At 74.4% G+C, this 17,124-nt stretch carries 15 protein-coding genes; 11 read left to right on the forward strand and 4 right to left on the reverse strand.

Annotation, left to right across the window (positions count from 1 at the left end; genetic code table 11):
• Positions 1-23: 23 nt before the first annotated feature.
• The gene (gene radA / locus ACIQVI_RS25380) at positions 24-1,427 is read right to left on the reverse strand and encodes a DNA repair protein RadA (RefSeq protein ID WP_351970437.1); all 1,404 of its coding nucleotides are present in this window, start codon (positions 1,425-1,427) and stop codon (positions 24-26) included.
• Positions 1,428-1,612: 185 nt separating this feature from the next.
• On the opposite strand from radA, the gene ACIQVI_RS25385 reads away from it, so the two are divergent.
• The gene (locus ACIQVI_RS25385; protein ID WP_351970436.1) at positions 1,613-3,403 is read left to right on the forward strand and encodes a BACON domain-containing protein; all 1,791 of its coding nucleotides are present in this window, start codon (positions 1,613-1,615) and stop codon (positions 3,401-3,403) included.
• Between the two features lies 1 nt (position 3,404).
• Here ACIQVI_RS25385 and ACIQVI_RS25390 read toward each other — a convergent pair whose 3' ends face one another.
• Positions 3,405-4,265, reverse strand: coding sequence for a hypothetical protein (locus ACIQVI_RS25390; RefSeq protein WP_351970435.1), 861 nt, complete (start codon positions 4,263-4,265; stop codon positions 3,405-3,407).
• A gap of 40 nt (positions 4,266-4,305) precedes the next feature.
• Here ACIQVI_RS25390 and ACIQVI_RS25395 point away from each other — a divergent pair, with 40 nt between their 5' ends.
• The 4 genes from ACIQVI_RS25395 (at position 4,306) to ilvD (ending at position 8,865) form a co-directional block, all read left to right on the forward strand.
• The gene (locus ACIQVI_RS25395) at positions 4,306-5,238 is read left to right on the forward strand and encodes a Ppx/GppA phosphatase family protein (protein ID WP_351970434.1); all 933 of its coding nucleotides are present in this window, start codon (positions 4,306-4,308) and stop codon (positions 5,236-5,238) included.
• A gap of 95 nt (positions 5,239-5,333) precedes the next feature.
• Positions 5,334-6,170: a sugar phosphate isomerase/epimerase gene (locus ACIQVI_RS25400; RefSeq protein WP_351970433.1), complete on the forward strand. Its 837-nt coding sequence runs from the start codon at positions 5,334-5,336 to the stop codon at positions 6,168-6,170.
• Between the two features lie 16 nt (positions 6,171-6,186).
• The gene (locus ACIQVI_RS25405; protein ID WP_403599731.1) at positions 6,187-6,918 is read left to right on the forward strand and encodes a TetR family transcriptional regulator; all 732 of its coding nucleotides are present in this window, start codon (positions 6,187-6,189) and stop codon (positions 6,916-6,918) included.
• 93 nt (positions 6,919-7,011) lie between these two features.
• Positions 7,012-8,865: a dihydroxy-acid dehydratase gene (gene ilvD, locus ACIQVI_RS25410; RefSeq protein ID WP_403599734.1), complete on the forward strand. Its 1,854-nt coding sequence runs from the start codon at positions 7,012-7,014 to the stop codon at positions 8,863-8,865.
• 73 nt (positions 8,866-8,938) lie between these two features.
• Here ilvD and ACIQVI_RS25415 read toward each other — a convergent pair whose 3' ends face one another.
• Positions 8,939-11,149, reverse strand: coding sequence for a protein kinase (locus ACIQVI_RS25415; protein ID WP_403599736.1), 2,211 nt, complete (start codon positions 11,147-11,149; stop codon positions 8,939-8,941).
• Positions 11,150-11,305: 156 nt separating this feature from the next.
• On the opposite strand from ACIQVI_RS25415, the gene ACIQVI_RS25420 reads away from it, so the two are divergent.
• The 5 genes from ACIQVI_RS25420 to proC all read left to right on the forward strand — a co-directional run bounded on the left by ACIQVI_RS25420 (position 11,306) and on the right by proC (position 14,901).
• A complete protein-coding gene (locus tag ACIQVI_RS25420; protein ID WP_403599739.1) occupies positions 11,306-11,686 on the forward strand; it encodes a peptidase in 381 nt (126 codons plus the stop codon).
• A 130-nt stretch (positions 11,687-11,816) separates the two neighbouring features.
• Positions 11,817-12,269 (forward strand): hypothetical protein, encoded by a 453-nt coding sequence (locus tag ACIQVI_RS25425; RefSeq protein WP_403599825.1) that lies wholly within the window; start codon positions 11,817-11,819, stop codon positions 12,267-12,269.
• A 73-nt stretch (positions 12,270-12,342) separates the two neighbouring features.
• A complete protein-coding gene (locus ACIQVI_RS25430) occupies positions 12,343-13,272 on the forward strand; it encodes an ABC transporter ATP-binding protein (protein ID WP_403599742.1) in 930 nt (309 codons plus the stop codon).
• On the forward strand, positions 13,269-14,006 hold the full coding sequence (locus ACIQVI_RS25435) for an ABC transporter permease (protein ID WP_403599745.1): 738 nt from the start codon (positions 13,269-13,271) through the stop codon (positions 14,004-14,006). The genes ACIQVI_RS25430 and ACIQVI_RS25435 overlap by 4 nt, the downstream gene beginning before the upstream one ends.
• Positions 14,007-14,091: 85 nt before the next feature.
• Complete coding sequence (gene proC / locus ACIQVI_RS25440; RefSeq protein ID WP_033212650.1) at positions 14,092-14,901, forward strand: pyrroline-5-carboxylate reductase; 810 nt, start codon at positions 14,092-14,094, stop codon at positions 14,899-14,901.
• An 18-nt stretch (positions 14,902-14,919) separates the two neighbouring features.
• On the opposite strand, the gene ACIQVI_RS25445 is transcribed toward proC, so the two are convergent.
• Complete coding sequence (locus ACIQVI_RS25445) at positions 14,920-15,525, reverse strand: cysteine hydrolase family protein (RefSeq protein ID WP_403599748.1); 606 nt, start codon at positions 15,523-15,525, stop codon at positions 14,920-14,922.
• Positions 15,526-15,600: 75 nt separating this feature from the next.
• Between ACIQVI_RS25445 and ACIQVI_RS25450 the strand changes: the two genes are divergently transcribed.
• Positions 15,601-16,605, forward strand: coding sequence for a GlxA family transcriptional regulator (locus ACIQVI_RS25450; protein ID WP_403599751.1), 1,005 nt, complete (start codon positions 15,601-15,603; stop codon positions 16,603-16,605).
• Positions 16,606-17,124 lie beyond the last annotated feature (519 nt).

Raw genomic sequence — 17,124 nt, forward strand, 5'->3', positions numbered from 1 at the left:
GCCCCAGGGGAGGCCCCCGCCTCCTACTTCTCCGCACCCTCCGGCGCCTTCGCGCGGCGGCTGCGGGGGAGGACCCGCAGCGCGTCGCCCATGTCCGCGACCTCCGTCACCTTCATGCCCGGCGGCACCTTGCCCGGGTCCGTCGGGACCAGGGCGTGGGTGAAGCCGAGCCGGTGGGCCTCCGCGAGGCGCCGCTGCACGCCCGTGACCCGGCGGACCTCGCCCGCGAGCCCGACCTCCCCGATCGCCACCAGGTTCTTCGGCAGCGGGGTGTCGCTCGCGGCCGAGGCGAGGGCGAGCGCGATCGCCAGGTCGGCGGCCGGCTCGGAGAGCTTCACGCCGCCCACGGTCGCGCTGTAGATGTCCCGCTTGCCCAGCGCGCTGATCCGGCCGCGCTGCTCCAGGACCGCCAGCATCATCGACACCCGGGAGGTCTCCAGACCGGAGGTCGTCCGGCGCGGCGACGGGATCTGCGAGTCCACGGTCAGCGCCTGCACCTCCGCGACCAGCGGCCGGCGGCCCTCCAGGGTGACCGTCAGACAGGTGCCCGGCACGGCCACGTCGCGCCGGGTCAGGAAGAGCCCGGACGGGTCGGCGAGACCCGTGATCCCCTCGTCGTGCAGCTCGAAGCAGCCGACCTCGTCGGTCGCCCCGTACCGGTTCTTCACGCCCCGGACCAGCCGCAGCCGCGCGTGCCGGTCGCCCTCGAAGCTCAGGACGACGTCGACCAGGTGCTCCAGGAGCCGGGGACCCGCGATGGCCCCGTCCTTGGTGACGTGGCCGACCAGGAGCGTGGACATCCCGCGCTCCTTGGAGGCCCGGATCAGCGCGCCCGCGACCTCGCGGACCTGCGCCATGCCGCCGGGCGCGCCGTCGATCTCGGGCGAGGCGACCGTCTGCACCGAGTCCAGGACCAGCAGCGACGGCTTCACCGCGTCGAGGTGCCCGAGGACCGCCGACAGATCGGTCTCGGCCGCCAGGTACAGGTGGTCGCTGAGCGCGTGGATCCGGTCGGCCCGCAGCCGGACCTGGCTCGCGGACTCCTCGCCCGTGACGTACAGCGTGCGGTGCTCGTCGCTCGCCGCCTTCGCCGCCACGTCGAGCAGCAGCGTCGACTTGCCGACGCCCGGCTCGCCCGCGAGCAGCACCACGGCGCCCGGCACGAGCCCCCCGCCGAGGACCCGGTCCAGCTCGTCGACCCCGGTCGAACGGGCCGTCGCCTGCCGGCCGTCCACCTGGCCGATGGGCAGGGCCGCGGTGGAGACCCGGCCCGCGGCGGTCGTCCGGACGGCGGGCGCGCCGTACTCCTCCACCGTCCCCCAGGCCTGGCACTCGGGACAGCGGCCGAGCCACTTGGCCGTCTGCCAGCCGCACTCGGTGCAGCGGTAGGACGGTCGCTCCTTGGCGGATTTCGTACGGGCAGCCATGCGCCCCACCGTAGCCGCCGCCACCGACAACGGGCCCCGGCCCGGCCCCCGGCGGCCCCGGACCCCGCACGCCCGTCCACGGAACACCCGGTTCCCGTCCTCTTTCGAGGGATAGCTTCACCCGTAGGGATGAGAAGTGCGCGACCGGTACGAAGAGTGCCTCCGCTCTTGCCTACGGTCGCCCAGTGACGAGCAGCAGGCTGGAAACCCCCGCACGCACCACCGGCGCACACCGGGCGCACCGCACCACGGACCAGGGACCGCGCACGCTCGGCCGCCGGCCCCCCGCCCGCTACGAGGCCGCCCTCGACGGCCTCTTCACGTACTGCCTCTCCGTGCTCTGCGACCACGACACGGCCACCGCCGTCCTCGGCGACGTCCTCGCCGTGGCCGAGCGCCACCACGGGCGCTGCCCCTCCGACGAGGACGGCCGCACCGCCTGGCTGTACGCCCTCGCCCGCTGGGCCTGTCTGCGGAGCCTCGGCGAGCAGCGCCGCAAGCGCCAGGGCGCCCACACCGGCCGCCCCGCCGTCACCCCGCCCGAGCCGCCCCGGGTCTCCGCCGAGACCGCCGAGCGGCACCGCGCCGAACTGGCCCTCCTCGCCTGGCCCGAGGCGGCCGGCACCACGCCCGAGCAGCGCGAGGCCCTGGAGCTCGCCGTCCGGCACGGCCTCAGCCACCGCCAGGTCGCCGCCGTCCTCTCCCTCGACCCGCTCGCCGCCCGCGAGCTCCTGGCCACCGCCGGCTGCGAGGTCGAGCGCACCCGCGCCGCCCTCGCCGTCGTCGAGACCGGCAGCTGCCCCACCGTCGCCCGGCTCACCGGCGACCGGCAGCTGCTCCTCTCGGCGACCCTGCGCGCCGAACTCGTCCGGCACGTGGACGACTGCCCCCGCTGCCGCCGGGCCGCCGAGCGGGTGGGCGCGGGCGGCCCCTGGCCCGGCGCCGGGTCCCTGCCCCCGGACCGGCTGCCGCTGGTCGAGGCGCCCCGGGCCGCCGCGTACATGGCGATGCTGCACGTGCCCCGCGCGCGTGCCGGCGCCCCGCGCTTCGCGCCCACCGGCTTCCCCGTGGACCCGAAGGACCACACGGCCCGCCGCGACCGGATGCGGGCCCGCGCGGTGACCACCACCGTCGTTGCGGCCGTGGTCGCCGCCCCCGTCCTCGCCCTGTGGACCTCCTACCGGGGCACCACCGAGACGACCGCGCACGACGGGGGCCGGGTCAGCGCCCGCGAGACCGACGACAAGACGGGCCCGGACGGCCGCCCGTACGACCGGTACGAGAACGCGGGCAACGCCCGCGCCACCCCCGAGCCCCGCTTCACCCGGGGCAGCCGCTCCCCCGACGTCTCCGTCGAGGTGGTCAGCCCCGGCGGCCCCACCGGCTCCGGGACGCCGTCCGGGCCCGGCGAGCCGGCCCCCGGCTGGGTCACGGTCACCGCGCGCGGCCAGGGCGACCTGACCCTCCTGACGCTCACCGCCGCCGGGGACGCGCCCGTCGCCTGGGAACTGTGGACGGACGCGCCCTGGCTGTACGTGAGCCGCGCCTCCGGCACCCTCCGCCCCGGCGAGCGGGTCACGATCGCGATCCGCGTCGACCACGCGCGCGAGCCCGCGGGCGCGTGGAGCGCCCGGATCGGGGTGAACCCCTCGGGCGCGGTGGTGCGCATCACCGGGGCCGGCCGGACCGGATCCGGGGAGGTCTTCCACCCCGCCCCGAACGTTCCGGGCGAGCCCAAGCCGACGCCGCCGCCCCCGCCGGTCACGACGGAGCCGACCACCCCGCCCACGACCCCGCCGCCGACGACCGAACCGCCGACCACCCCGCCCCCGACGACGGAGGAACCGCCCACGACCCCGCCGCCCACGACGGAGGAGCCGACCACCCCGCCGCCGACCACGGAGGAGCCCCCGCCGACCACGGACCCGGGCACGACCCCGCCGCCGTCGGCGGAGGAACCTCCGCCGTCCTCCTGAGCTACCGGATCGGCGGGTCCGCCGGATGCGGGGCCACCAGCGGCAGCTGCGAGGCGAGCCGCGCCTCGCACAGGCCGACGAGCACCCCGTACGCCTCCTCGCCCATCATCTCGGTGAGCTCGGGCCGGTACGTGACGTAGACCGGCTCGCCCGCGCCGTGCGCCGAGGTGGCCGAGGTGCACCACCAGTGCAGGTCGTGGCCGCCCGGGCCCCAGCCCCTGCGGTCGTACTCCCCGATCGACACCTGGAGCACCCGGGTGTCGTCGGGCCGGTCGATCCAGTCGTACGTCCGGCGCACCGGCAGCTGCCAGCACACGTCCGGCTTGGTCTCCAGCGGCTCCCGGCCCTCCTTCAGGGCCAGGATGTGCAGCGAGCAGCCCATGCCGCCCGCGAACCCGGGACGGTTCTGGAAGATGCAGGAGCCCTCCCAGCGGCGGGTCTGCCGGTCGCCGTCCTCGTCGAGCTGCGTCCAGCCCGTCTCCGTACCGACGTCGTGGAACTGCCACAGCTCCGGCGTGAGCCGGGCCACGTGCTCCGCGACCCGCTTCTCGTCGTCCTCGTCGGAGAAGTGCGCGCCCAGCGTGCAGCAGCCGTCGTCGGCCCGGCCCGCCTGGATGCCCTGGCAGCCGCTGCCGAAGACGCACGTCCAGCGCGAGGTCAGCCAGGTCAGGTCGCAGCGGAAGACCTGCTCCTCGTCGGCCGGATCGGGAAACTCGACCCACGCGCGCGCGAAGTCCAGGCCCTTCTCGTCCGGCTCCACGTCCTTGCCCCGCTTCCCGGCGCCCCTGACCGCCTTCGCGGCGCTCACGTCCGCCGTGCGGGCACTGTCTTTGTCCTGCTTCGCCTTTTTCGTCTTTGGCACGCTGTCAAGCGTATGCGGCGCGCGCAGTAGCGTTCCGCCCATGAGACTCGGAGTCCTCGACGTCGGTTCGAACACGGTGCACCTCCTGGTGGTGGACGCGCACCCCGGCGCCCGCCCGCTGCCCGCCCACTCCCACAAGGCGGAGCTGCGCCTCGCCGAACTCCTCGACGCGCGGGGCGCGATCGCCCCCGACGGCGTCGAGCGGCTGGTCGCGACCGTCCGGGACGCGCTCCACGCCGCCGAGGACAAGGGCTGCGAGGAGGTGCTGCCGTTCGCGACCTCCGCCGTCCGCGAGGCCGTCAACGCCGACGCCGTCCTGGCCCGGGTCAAGGACGAGACCGGCATCGACCTCCAGGTCCTCACCGGCGAGGAGGAGGCCCGGCTGACCTTCCTCGCCGCCCGCCGCTGGTTCGGCTGGTCCGCCGGCAAGCTGCTCCTCCTGGACATCGGCGGCGGTTCCCTCGAAGTGGCGTACGGCATCGACGAGGACCCCGACACGGCCGTCTCCCTGCCGCTCGGCGCGGGCCGGCTGACCGCCGGCTGGCTGCCCGGCGACCCGGCCGACAGCGCCGACGTGAAGGCGCTGCGCCGCCACGTGCGCGCGCAGATCGCCCGTACGGTCGGCGAGTTCAGCCGCTTCGGCCGCCCCGACCACGTCGTCGCCACCTCCAAGACCTTCAAGCAGCTCGCCAGGATCGCGGGGGCGGCCGGCTCGGGCGAGGGCCTGCACGTCCAGCGGATCCTGACCCGCAGGTCCCTGGAGGAGTGGGTCCCGCGCCTCGCCGGGATGACCGTCGTCGAGCGCGCGGCCCTGCCGGGCGTCTCGGAGGGCCGCGCCGCCCAGCTCCTCGCGGGCGCCCTCGTCGCGGAGGGCGCGATGGACCTCCTCGGCGTGGAGGAGCTGGAGATCTGCCCCTGGGCCCTGCGCGAGGGCGTCATCCTGCGCCGCCTGGACCACCTGCCGGAGGAGTGAGCGGAGGGCGTACGGGGGCCGTTCGCGGCTCCGGGGCGGCCCGGCGTGATCCGAACCACCCTCCGGCCCCCCGGCCCGCCCCGTACCCTGTCTGCGTGGCAGAACCAGTGGTGCGCGTCCCGGATGCGAAGGTCGCCCTGTCGACGGCCTCGGTCTATCCGGAGTCGACGGCGACGGCCTTCGAGATCGCCGCGCGCCTCGGCTACGACGGCGTCGAGGTCATGGTGTGGACCGACCCCGTCAGCCAGGACGTCGAGGCGCTGCGCCGGCTCTCGGACTACCACCAAGTGCCGATCCTGGCCGTCCACGCCCCCTGTCTGCTCATCACCCAGCGCGTCTGGTCCACCGACCCGTGGGTCAAGCTCCGGCGGGCCCGGGCGGCGGCCGAGAAGCTCGGCGCGTCCACGGTCGTCGTGCACCCGCCGTTCCGCTGGCAGCGCCAGTACGCCCGCGACTTCGTGAGCGGCATCTGGCGGATGGCGGACGAGACCGACGTCCGGTTCGCCGTCGAGAACATGTACCCGTGGCGGTACAAGGACCGGGAGATGCTCGCGTACGCCCCCGAGTGGGACGTCACCAAGGACGACTACCGGCACTTCACCGTCGACCTGTCGCACACCGCGACCGCCCGCACCGACGCCCTCGCCATGATCGACCGCATGGGCGACCGGCTCGGCCACGTGCACCTCGCCGACGGCCGGGGCTCCGCCAAGGACGAGCACCTGGTCCCGGGGCGCGGCACCCAGCCCTGCGCCGAGCTCCTGGAGCGGCTCGCGGTCACCGGCTTCGACGGGCACGTCGTCATCGAGGTCAACACCCGCCGCGCGATGTCGGCGGCCGAGCGCGAGGCCGACCTCGCGGAGGCCCTCGCCTTCACCCGGCTGCACCTCGCCTCCGCCGCCGGGCGCCCCTCCCGCTCCCCGCGCCCGTGACGGGACCAGAACTCCCGTGACCGCCCAGGAACCGACGGCCGAACCGGACCCCGAGAGCGGCCCCGCGTCCGCCCAGGGCCCCGCCGCAGAACCGGGCCCGACCGCCGAACCGGGCCCCGCGTCCGCCCAAGACCCCGAGAGCGCCCCCGCCCCCCGCCGCCGGGGCCGGCCCTCCCGTGCCGCCGAGGAGAGCGGTCCCGGCGCGCGGGCGCGGATCCTGGAGGCGGCCCGCGACCAGTTCGCCGAGCGCGGCTACGACAAGGCCTCGGTGCGCGGGATCGCCCGCGCGGCCGGGGTGGACCCGGCCCTCGTGCACCACTACTTCGGGTCGAAGGACGAGGTCTTCGCCGCCGCCGTCGAGGTCTCCTTCGAGCCCGCGACCGTCGTCCCGGCGATCGTCTCCGGCCCCCGCGACGGCATCGGCGAGCGCCTCGCCCGCTTCTTCATCGGCGTCTGGGAGAACCCGGCCAGCCGCGCCCCGCTCCTCGCCGTCGTGCGCTCCGCGCTGACCCACGAGGCGGCGGCCGCGGTGCTCCGGACCTTCGTGCTGCGGCGGCTCCTGGAGCGGATCGCCGCCGAGCTCGACGTACCGGACCCCAAGTTCCGCGCGGAGCTGGCCGCCTCCCACATGATCGGGATCGCGATCCTGCGGTACGTGATCCGGGTCGAGCCGCTGGCCTCCGCCGACCCGGAGGAGATCGTCGCCCAAGTGGCCCCGACCCTCCAGCGCTACCTGACCGAAAGCTGAACACCCTGTCCGACATGCGGACACGCTGTCCAGATCTTGGTCCGGCGGCGTACGCTCGAAGGCAAGCACACCCGTCACGAGGAGCGAGCGACGATGCCCGAGCTGAGGTCCCGCACTGTCACCCACGGCCGCAACATGGCGGGCGCACGCGCCCTTATGCGCGCCTCCGGTGTACCCGGCGCGGACATCGGCCGGAAGCCGATCATCGCGGTCGCCAACTCCTTCACGGAGTTCGTCCCCGGCCACACCCACCTCCAGCCGGTCGGCCGGATCGTCTCCGAGGCCATCACGGCCGCCGGGGCCATCCCCCGCGAGTTCAACACCATCGCCGTGGACGACGGCATCGCGATGGGCCACGGCGGGATGCTCTACAGCCTGCCCTCCCGCGACCTGATCGCGGACAGCGTGGAGTACATGGTCGAGGCGCACTGCGCCGACGCCCTGATCTGCATCTCCAACTGCGACAAGATCACCCCCGGGATGCTGATGGCCGCCCTGCGCCTGAACATCCCGACGGTCTTCGTCTCCGGCGGCCCCATGGAGTCCGGGCGCGCCACCCTCGTCGACGGCACGGTCCGCACGCTCGACCTGGTCGACGCGATCTCCGACGCGGTGAACCCCAAGATCTCCGACGAGGACATCCTCCGCATCGAGGAGAACGCCTGCCCGACCTGCGGCTCGTGTTCCGGCATGTTCACCGCCAACTCGATGAACTGCCTGACCGAGGCCATCGGCCTCTCCCTCCCCGGCAACGGCTCGGTGCTCGCCACCCACACCGCCCGCCGCGCGCTGTACGAGAACGCCGCCCGCACGGTCGTGGACATCACCCGCCGGTACTACGACGAGGACGACGACTCCGTCCTGCCCCGCTCGATCGCGACCCGCGCGGCCTTCGAGAACGCCATGGCCCTCGACATCGCCATGGGCGGCTCCACCAACACGATCCTGCACCTGCTCGCCGCCGCCCAGGAGGCCGAGCTCGACTACGGCCTGAGCGACATGGACGAGGTCTCGCGCCGCGTCCCCTGCCTGGCCAAGGTCGCCCCGAACGTCGCCAAGGACCGCACGTACTACATGGAGGACGTGCACCGCGCCGGCGGCATCCCCGCCATCCTCGGCGAGCTCTACCGCGCGGGCCTGCTCAACGAGGACGTCCACTCCGTCCACTCCCGCTCCGTCAAGGAGTGGCTGGACGCCTGGGACGTGCGCGGCGGCTCCCCGTCCGAGGAGGCCATCGAGCTGTGGCACGCGGCCCCCGGCTGCGTCCGCTCCGCGACCGCCTTCTCCCAGTCCGAGCGCTGGGACACCCTCGACACGGACGCGGCGAACGGCTGCATCCGCGACGCGGAGCACGCGTACTCGAAGGACGGCGGCCTCGCGGTCCTGCGCGGCAACCTCGCCGTCGACGGCTGCGTCGTGAAGACGGCCGGCGTGGACGAGTCGATCTGGACCTTCGAGGGCCCGGCGGTCGTCTGCGAGTCGCAGGACGAGGCCGTCGAGAAGATCCTCAACAAGCAGGTCACGGACGGCGACGTGGTCGTCATCCGCTACGAGGGCCCCAAGGGCGGCCCCGGGATGCAGGAGATGCTCTACCCGACCTCCTTCCTCAAGGGCCGGGGCCTGGGCAAGACCTGCGCCCTCGTCACCGACGGGCGCTTCTCCGGCGGCACCTCGGGCCTCTCCATCGGCCACGCGTCCCCGGAGGCGGCCTCGGGCGGCACGATCGCCCTGGTCGAGGACGGCGACCGCGTCCGCATCGACATCCCGAACCGCTCGATCGACCTCCTCGTCGACGAGGACGTCCTCGCCGCCCGCCGCGAGGCCCTCGGCGGGGTGTACGCGCCGAAGGACCGCGAGCGCAAGGTCTCGGCCGCGCTGCGGGCGTACGCGGCGATGGCGACGAGCGCCGACAAGGGCGCGGTCCGCGACGTGACGAAGCTGGGCTGAGCCCGGAGCGGTACAGAGGGGCCCGGAACTCTCCGACGTTCCGGGCCCCTTCGCGTACGTCCCCGCCGGGGGTTCACCAGGACGCCGGGTCGCGCGCGTCCACCGCGAACACGGAGCCGTCCGGCGCCGTCCCGAACACCCGGTCCCCGGCGACGACCGGCGCGGGCACCAGGGACACGTACCCGCTGAGCCGCCCGTTCGCCAGGCGCGGCCGGGTCTGCCCCGCGAGCGCCCCGCGCGCGGTGTCCACGGCGAGCAGCCGCCCGTCCTGGACGGAGAAGTAGAGGCGGTCGCCGGGACCGGCGACCGGCACGGAGACGTTCCCCGCGGCCGTCTCCAGGTCCCACAGCACCCGCCCCTTCCCGGCGGCGGTGTCGAAGGCGGTCACGTGCCCGTCCGCGTCGAGCAGGTACACGACGGCGCCGCGCACGACGGCGCCCCGCAGGTCGAACCGGTGCGGCAGGGCCAGCCGACGCACGGGCCCGGCCGCCTCGTCGCCGGGACCGAGCAGGACGAGCGAGTCCGCCAGGGCGCCCTCGTACCGGGAGGCGAGGACCAGCGAGCCGCCGCCGGTGTACCCGAGCGGTTCGAGATCGCCCTCCAGATTTCGCCGCCGGACCACCTCGCCGGTCCGGGGCTCGACCACGCCCACGCGCGTGTGCGTCCCGTCGGCCGAGATCTCGGACACCACGAGCAGCCCGGAGGGGGCGTCGTACGGTCCGGTGACCGGCGCCCCGAAGCCGGTCAGGCCGTGCCGCCACAGCTCCTTCCCGCTCCGCGCGTCGACCGCCCGGACACCGCCGGTGCCGTCCGTCAGGACGACGGCGGAACCGGCCGGCCGGTGGACCTCGGGCAGGCCCGAGCGGGCGGTCCAGAGCGGGGAGCCGTCCCCGCGCGCGTACGCCCGCAGCGGACCGGTCGGCGCGGCGGCACCGACCGGGGCGTCCGCCCCCTCGTCCCCGGCGAGGAGCACGGGCGCGCGGGGCGCCTGCTCCTCGACGGGCGCGGTCCGCGACCACAGGACCTCTCCCGTCACCGGGTCGAGGCGGGCGAGGCCGACGCCCGGGGCCGCGCAGTACAGCGCGTCCCCGCCGCCGGCGCAGGCGGGAGCCGCCGGCGGCCCCTGCTTCTGGAGTCCGGTGTGCCAGCCCGCGAAGGCGGTGGCCACCTTGTCCGGGGGCGGCGGCGCGGTCGCGGGCCCGCCGTCGTGCGCCGGGCTCAGCGCCGCGTACAGACCGGCCCCGGCGAGCGCGAGCGCGGCGGCGACGGCGAGCGTCGGGCGCGGCCGGACCCGCCCGCCGAAGAGCCTCCCCCGGCGGGCCGGGGCCGGGCCGGGAGCCCGTACCGGCGTGTCCGCGTCCCACGCGGGCGCGTGGCCGGGCTCACCGCCGCCGTCCTCGCCGCCGCCGGGCAGGGCGGGCCGCCGCCGCTGTGCCGGTATGAACGCCTCCGCCGCGTACGAGGGCGGCTGGAGCGCCCGCATGATCTGGGCCGGGGTCGGCCGCTCCGCGGGCTCCTTGGCGAGGCAGCGCGCGACGAGCGGCGCCAGCTCGCCGGGCACGCCCGTCAGATCGGGCTCGTCGTGGACGACCTGGTACGCCACGACGTACGGGCTGTCGGAGTCGAACGGGCCGTGCCCGGTCGCCGCGTGCACCAGGACCGAGCCGAGCGCGAAGACGTCCGCCGCGGGACCGACCTCGCGCGGCCGCTGGAACTGCTCGGGCGCCATGAACGGCGGCGAGCCGATCAGCTTGCCCGTCTCGGTGCGCAGGTCGCTGTCGACGGGCCGGGAGATGCCGAAGTCGATGACCCTGGGGCCGGTGTCGGTCAGCAGGACGTTGCTGGGCTTGAGGTCCCGGTGCACGACCCCGGCGCGGTGGATGTCCCGCAGCGCCTCCGCGAGCCCGGCGGTGAGCCGGCGCAGCTCGGCGGGGGACAGCGGACCGTTCCGTTTGACCTGGTCGGCGAGGGTGGGGCCGGGGACGTAGAGGGTCGCCATCCAGGGGCGCACGGCGTCGGGGTCGGCGTCGACGACCGGCGCGGTGAAGGCCCCGCTGACCTTGCGGGCGGCCGCGACCTCCTGGCGGAAACGCGCCCTGAACTCGGGGTCCTCCGCGTACCGCGCGTGCACGACCTTGACCGCGAGCCGCAGCCCGGAGGCCGAGGAGGCGAGGTGCACGACGCCCATGCCGCCCGCGCCCAGACATGCCTGGAGGCGGTAGTCGCCCGCGTACTCGGGCCCCTCCGCTTCCCGGTCGGCACCGGTACCGCGCAACGGCGGCATCGCCCACCCCCGTGTGATTCCCCGTCACCTCGCGCCCGCGTGCGCGACGCGACGAGCCTAGTGGATGGCACCTCCGATGTCGGTGGGGCTTGCTAGCCTGCGCGTCGCGGAGAGTGAAACTCGGCGGAGCGCTTTTGCGCCAAGGGGGAGGACGCGATGGACACGAACGGCACGACGGCGGACGGACCGGCCGTGGCGGCTGCGACGGCGACCACGGCGGTGACGGCGACCACGGCGGTGACGGCGACCGCGGCTGTGACGGCGACCGCGGCTGTGACGGCGGCGAGCGGCACCCGCTACCCGGTCGCACCCGGCTACCGCCTCAACGTGCGCTCGGGCCCCGGCACCCAGTACCCCCTCGTCCGCGCGCTGCCCCTGGGCGCCACGGTGGCGATCTCCTGCCAGAAGTACGGCGAGTGGGTCACCGGCCCGTACGGCACCACCCGCGTCTGGGACTGCATCGCGCCGGGGGAGTACGTCTCCGACTCCTACGTGCGCACGGGCAGCGACGGCATGGTCGCACCGCGCTGCGCCTGACCCCCGCCACCGCCGCCCGGGGATAATCGACCTCGTGAGCGACGACGAGCAGACCCCCCACCCGGCGGGCGGCACGGAAGACGGAAAGGCCGCCGCGACCGGCGCCACCGGTGGACCCCGGCCCGAGGAGATCCGTTTCTTCGGCACGACCTGGGTCGACCGCACCGGCCACTACGCGCTGCGCCGCGCCGGCCTGGCCGTCGGCGCGCTCGCCGCCGCCGTCGCGGCCTGCTTCGTCCTGCGCTTCGCCTTCCAGGGCCTGCGGATCGCGAACACCGGCGGCATCGTCAACGGCCTGGTGATCGTCATGTTCGCGGTCTGCAGCGCCATCGCCTGCCGCAAGACCTGGGAGGGCTTCCAGCGCCGCCCGGACGACCCGGCCCGCGAGGACTCCCTGCGCAGCCTCAAGGCGATCGGCTTCATCGGCTCGCTCCTCGCGTACAGCGCCCGCTGCCTGGTCGAGGCCCCGGGCGAGAAGCTGCGCCGCGCCGAGTACGAGACGGCCCTCGCCCGGTACGAGAAGCGCCGGGGCTCCCGCACGGGCAACCCGGCCGCCCGCAAGAAGCCCAAGCGCGGCAAGTAGCCCCGCCGGGGCGGACGGCCCGACACCTTCCGGAGGCTTGACCGACGGCACCCCCAGGCGCACTATTCATCACATGATGAATTACTCGGCGGGCGAGAGCGGAAGCCAGGTCGAAACCGGCGACCCGGCGGCGATCACCGCCCGCGACCTCACCGCCGTCCGCGGCGACCGCACCGTCCTGCGCGGCCTCGACCTCACCGTCCCGGCCGGCCGCGTCACCGGCCTCCTCGGCCCCTCCGGCTGCGGCAAGACCACCCTCATGCGCGCGATCGTCGGCACCCAGGCCAAGGTCGGCGGCACCCTCACCGTCCTCGGCCGCCCCGCGGGCGACCCGGCCCTCCGCGCCCGCATCGGCTACGTCACCCAGGCGCCGTCCGTCTACGACGACCTCACCGTCCGCCAGAACCTCGACTACTTCGCCGCCGTCCTCCTCCCCGGCCGCGCCCACCGCCACGAGCGCCGCGCCGCCGTCGACCGGGCCGTCGCCGACGTCGACCTCACCTCCCGCGCCGACGCCCTCGCCGGCCGGCTCTCCGGCGGCCAGCGCAACCGGGTCTCCCTCGCCGTCGCCCTCCTCGGCGCCCCCGAACTCCTCGTCCTCGACGAACCCACCGTCGGCCTCGACCCCGTCCTCCGCCGCGACCTGTGGGACCTCTTCCACCGCCTCGCCGCCGAGCGCGGCACCACGCTCCTCGTCTCCTCCCACGTCATGGACGAGGCCGAGCGCTGCCACCGGCTCCTCCTCATGCGCGAGGGCGAGATCCTTGCCGAGGACACCCCCGAGGCCCTCCGCCGCCGCAACGACACCCCCACCGTCGAAGAGGCCTTCCTCCACCTGGTCGACGCGGCCGCCTCCCGCGAGAACCAGGAGCAGACCCGGAGCCAGAACCGGGATCAGGCCCAGAGCCAGCACCAGGACCAGGCACGGAGCCAGCACCAAGACCAGGATCCGCGCCAGCACCAGGCCCAGGACCAGACCCAGCACCAGGAGCCCCGGCCATGAGCAGCGCCCGCACCCTCGCCACCGCCGCCCGCGTCCTGCGCCAGCTGCGCCACGACCCGCGCTCGATCGCCCTCATGCTCCTCGTGCCGTGCGTGATGCTCTTCCTGCTCCGGTACGTCTTCGACGGGAGCCCCGGCACCTTCGACACCATCGGCGCCTCGCTCCTCGGCGTCTTCCCGCTCATCACGATGTTCCTGGTGACCTCCATCGCCACCCTGCGCGAACGCACCTCCGGCACCCTGGAACGCCTGCTCGCCCTCCCCCTCGGCAAGGGCGACCTCATCGCCGGCTACGCCCTCGCCTTCGGACTCCTCGCCGTCGTCCAGTCCGCCCTCGCCACCGGCCTCGCCCTCTGGTTCCTCGGCCTCGACGTCGTCGGCTCCCCCTGGCTCCTGCTCCTGGTGGCCCTCCTCGACGCCCTCCTCGGCACCGCCCTCGGCCTCTTCGTCTCCGCCTTCGCCGCGTCCGAGTTCCAGGCCGTCCAGTTCATGCCGGCCGTGATCTTCCCCCAGCTCCTCCTCTGCGGCCTGTTCACCCCGCGCGACCGCATGGCCCCCGCCCTCGAAGCCGTCTCGAACGTCCTGCCCATGTCGTACGCCGTCGACGGCATGAACGAGGTCCTCCGCCACCCCGACGTCACCGGCGCCTTCGTCCGCGACGTCCTCGTCGTCGCGGGCTGCGCCCTCCTCGTCCTCGCCCTCGGCGCCGCCACCCTCCGCCGCCGCACGGCCTGACCGCCCCTCGGACACCCGCCGCACCGCCACGACCCCGGTGCGAGGATGGCGACACGTACCCCCCTCCGGCGAGGTGAACAGAGCCATGACCCAGACCGTCGCAGTCCTCGGCACCGGCAAGATCGGTGAAGCGCTCCTCAGCGGCATGATCCGCGCGGGCTGGCGCCCCGCGAACCTCCTGGTCACCGCCCGCCGCGCCGAACGCGCCGAGGAGCTCCGCACCCGCTACGGCGTCGAGACCGTCACCAACGCCGAGGCCGCCAAGCGCGCCGACACCCTCATCCTGGCCGTCAAGCCCCAGGACATGGGCCGCCTCCTGGACGAGCTCGCCCCGCACGTCACCGCCGACCGCCTCGTCATCAGCGCGGCGGCCGGCATCCCCACCTCCTTCATCGAGGAACGCCTCACCGCCGGAACCCCCGTCGTCCGCGTCATGCCGAACACCCCCGTCCTCGTGGACGAGGGCATGTCCGTCATCTCGGCCGGCAGCCACGCCACCCCCGGCCACCTCGCCCACACCGAGGAGATCTTCGGCGGCGTCGGCAAGACCCTCCGCGTCCCCGAGTCCCAGCAGGACGCCGCCACCGCCCTCTCCGGCTCCGGCCCCGCGTACTTCTACTTCCTGGTCGAGGCCATGACCGACGCCGGCATCCTCCTCGGCCTGCCCCGCGCCCAGGCCCACGACCTCATCGTCCAGGCCGCCATCGGCGCCGCCGTGATGCTCCGCGACAGCGGCGAGCACCCGGTCAAGCTCCGCGAGGCCGTCACCTCCCCGGCCGGCACCACCATCAGCGCCATCCGCGAGCTGGAGAACCACGGCGTACGGGCCGCCCTCATCGCCGCCCTGGAAGCGGCCCGCGACCGCAGCCGCGAACTGGCCTCCGGCAACGGCTGACCCGCCCCGCCGCCGGGGTCACCGCACCCCGGCGGCACCCGACGAGGCCCCGCGCACCACGTCCTCCGTGTCCACCACCTTCGCGAACCCGCCCCCGTGCAGGGACACCGCCGTCGCCCGCGTCAGCTCGTCCGCGCTCGCCGTCCAGCCGTACGGCCCCTCCAGACCGAAGGTGTGCATCGCGTCCAGCGGGAACACCACGTCGTACCCGAGGTTCCCGCCCATCCGGGCCGTCGTCTCGTTGCACATGTTGGTCTGGATCCCGACGACCACGATCTGCCCGACCTCCCGTCCGCGCAGCCACGCGTCCAGGGACGGCTCCCCGTAGAACGCCGAGTTCACGGACTTCACCACGAGCAGCTCCGGCCCGGACCCCTTCCCCCGCCGCTCCTCCACGAAGTCCTTGAAGTCGTTCCCCACGTGCCCCGCCCGCAGCGGCGACCGCGACCCCTCCACCGAGTCGTGCCGCACGAAGACGACCGGCCGCCCGGTCTCCTGCCACAGATCGATCAGTACGGCGATGTTCCGCTCCGCCTCCGGATTGTTCCGCTTCCCCCACACCTCCTCCTCGAAGCCCTTCTGCACGTCGACGACCACCAGCGCTGCGTTCTCCGCGATCTCCATACCGACGATCCTTCCGCCGCCCGGCCCCGCGCCCCAGAGGGCGGAATGCCACCGACCGATGGTTTACTGCCACCCATGGCGCCGCCCCGGGAAACCCGCCCCCAGCGCATCGCGCTCCTCGTCTTCCCTGGCGTCCGCGCCTTCGACGTCTCCGTCATCACCGAGGTCTGGGACAGCGACCGCACCCTCCGGGGCGTCCCTCCCTTCGCCCTCCACCGGGCAGCCGCCGACCCGGACACCGCCATTCCCCTCCGAGGCGGCCTCACCCTCACCCCGGACCGCCCCCTGACCTGGCTCGACGACCTCACCCCCACGGACCTCGTCGTCGTCCCGGGCGTCGAGGACCCGGACGCCGACGTCCCGCCCCCGGTCCTCGACGCCCTCCGCCGCGCCCACGCCACCGGCATCCCGGTCGCCTCGCTCTGCGCGGGTGCCTTCGTCCTGGCCCGCGCCGGACTCCTCGACGGCCGCCGCGCGGTCACCCACTGGCACCTGGCCCGGACCCTCGCCACCCGCCACCCGGCGGTACGGGTCGAACCCCACGCCCTCTTCGTCGAGGACTCCGGCATCTGGACCTCGGCCGGCACCGCCGCCGGCATCGACCTCTGCCTCCACCTGGTCCGTACGGCCCACGGCGCCGAAGCGGCGGCGACCGTGGCCCGCTCCATGGTCACGGCCCCCTTCCGTACGGGGACCCAGGCCCAGTTCATCGAGCGCCCGACACCCCGCGCCGACCGCGACGCCGACGCCCTCGCCGCCGTACACGCCCACGCCCTGGCCCACCTCTCCGAACCGCACACGGTCGCGAGCCTGGCCGCCGTCGCCGGCATGTCCCCCCGCTCCTTCGCCCGCCACTTCCAGGCCACCACCGGCACCACCCCCCTGCACTGGCTCATCACCCAGCGCGTGGCCGCCGCCCAGAAGCTCCTGGAGCTCACCGACCACCCCCTCCCCGAGGTGGCCCGCCGCGCCGGCTTCGGCAGCGAGGTCACCATGCGCCAGCACTTCGCCTCCCACCTCTCCACCAGCCCCCGCGCCTACCGGAACGCCTTCCGCCACCGGGCCCCGAGCCGGGGTTGACACGGCATGACCGTCTCCGTAGTGTTCTCCGAGTTGTCCGACGTGAGCACCGACCCCGGTCGGCCCCGGACAGCCATTCCGCAAGAACCTCAGAAGCCGACAGCGCTTTGCCGTGCCGTCGTGCTTTCCGCGCGTTTTTGCGAAATGAGGAATCCGCGTTCGAAGGTTTGGATGCAGGCCCCCGATTAGCGTCGGAGGCGGGGAATCCGCTAAAGTCTCACTCGTCGGAACGGCCCAACAGCCGGAAAGACAACTCCCGCTGACCGGGAATCAGACGCCGAAAGGATCTGATAGAGTCGGAACCGCCGGAAGGCCCCCGGAGTGAAAGCGAAAGGGACCGGAAAGCACCGAGGAAATCGGATCGGAAAGATCTGATAGAGTCGGAAACGCAAGACCGAAGGGAAAAGCCCGGAGGAAAGCCCGAGAGGGTGAGTACGAAGGAAGCGTCCGTTCCTTGAGAACTCAACAGCGTGCCAAAAATCAACGCCAGATTAGTTGATACCCCGTCCGGCCGGATCT

Source organism: Streptomyces sp. NPDC098101 (assembly GCF_044760185.1).
Lineage (GTDB): Bacteria > Actinomycetota > Actinomycetes > Streptomycetales > Streptomycetaceae > Streptomyces.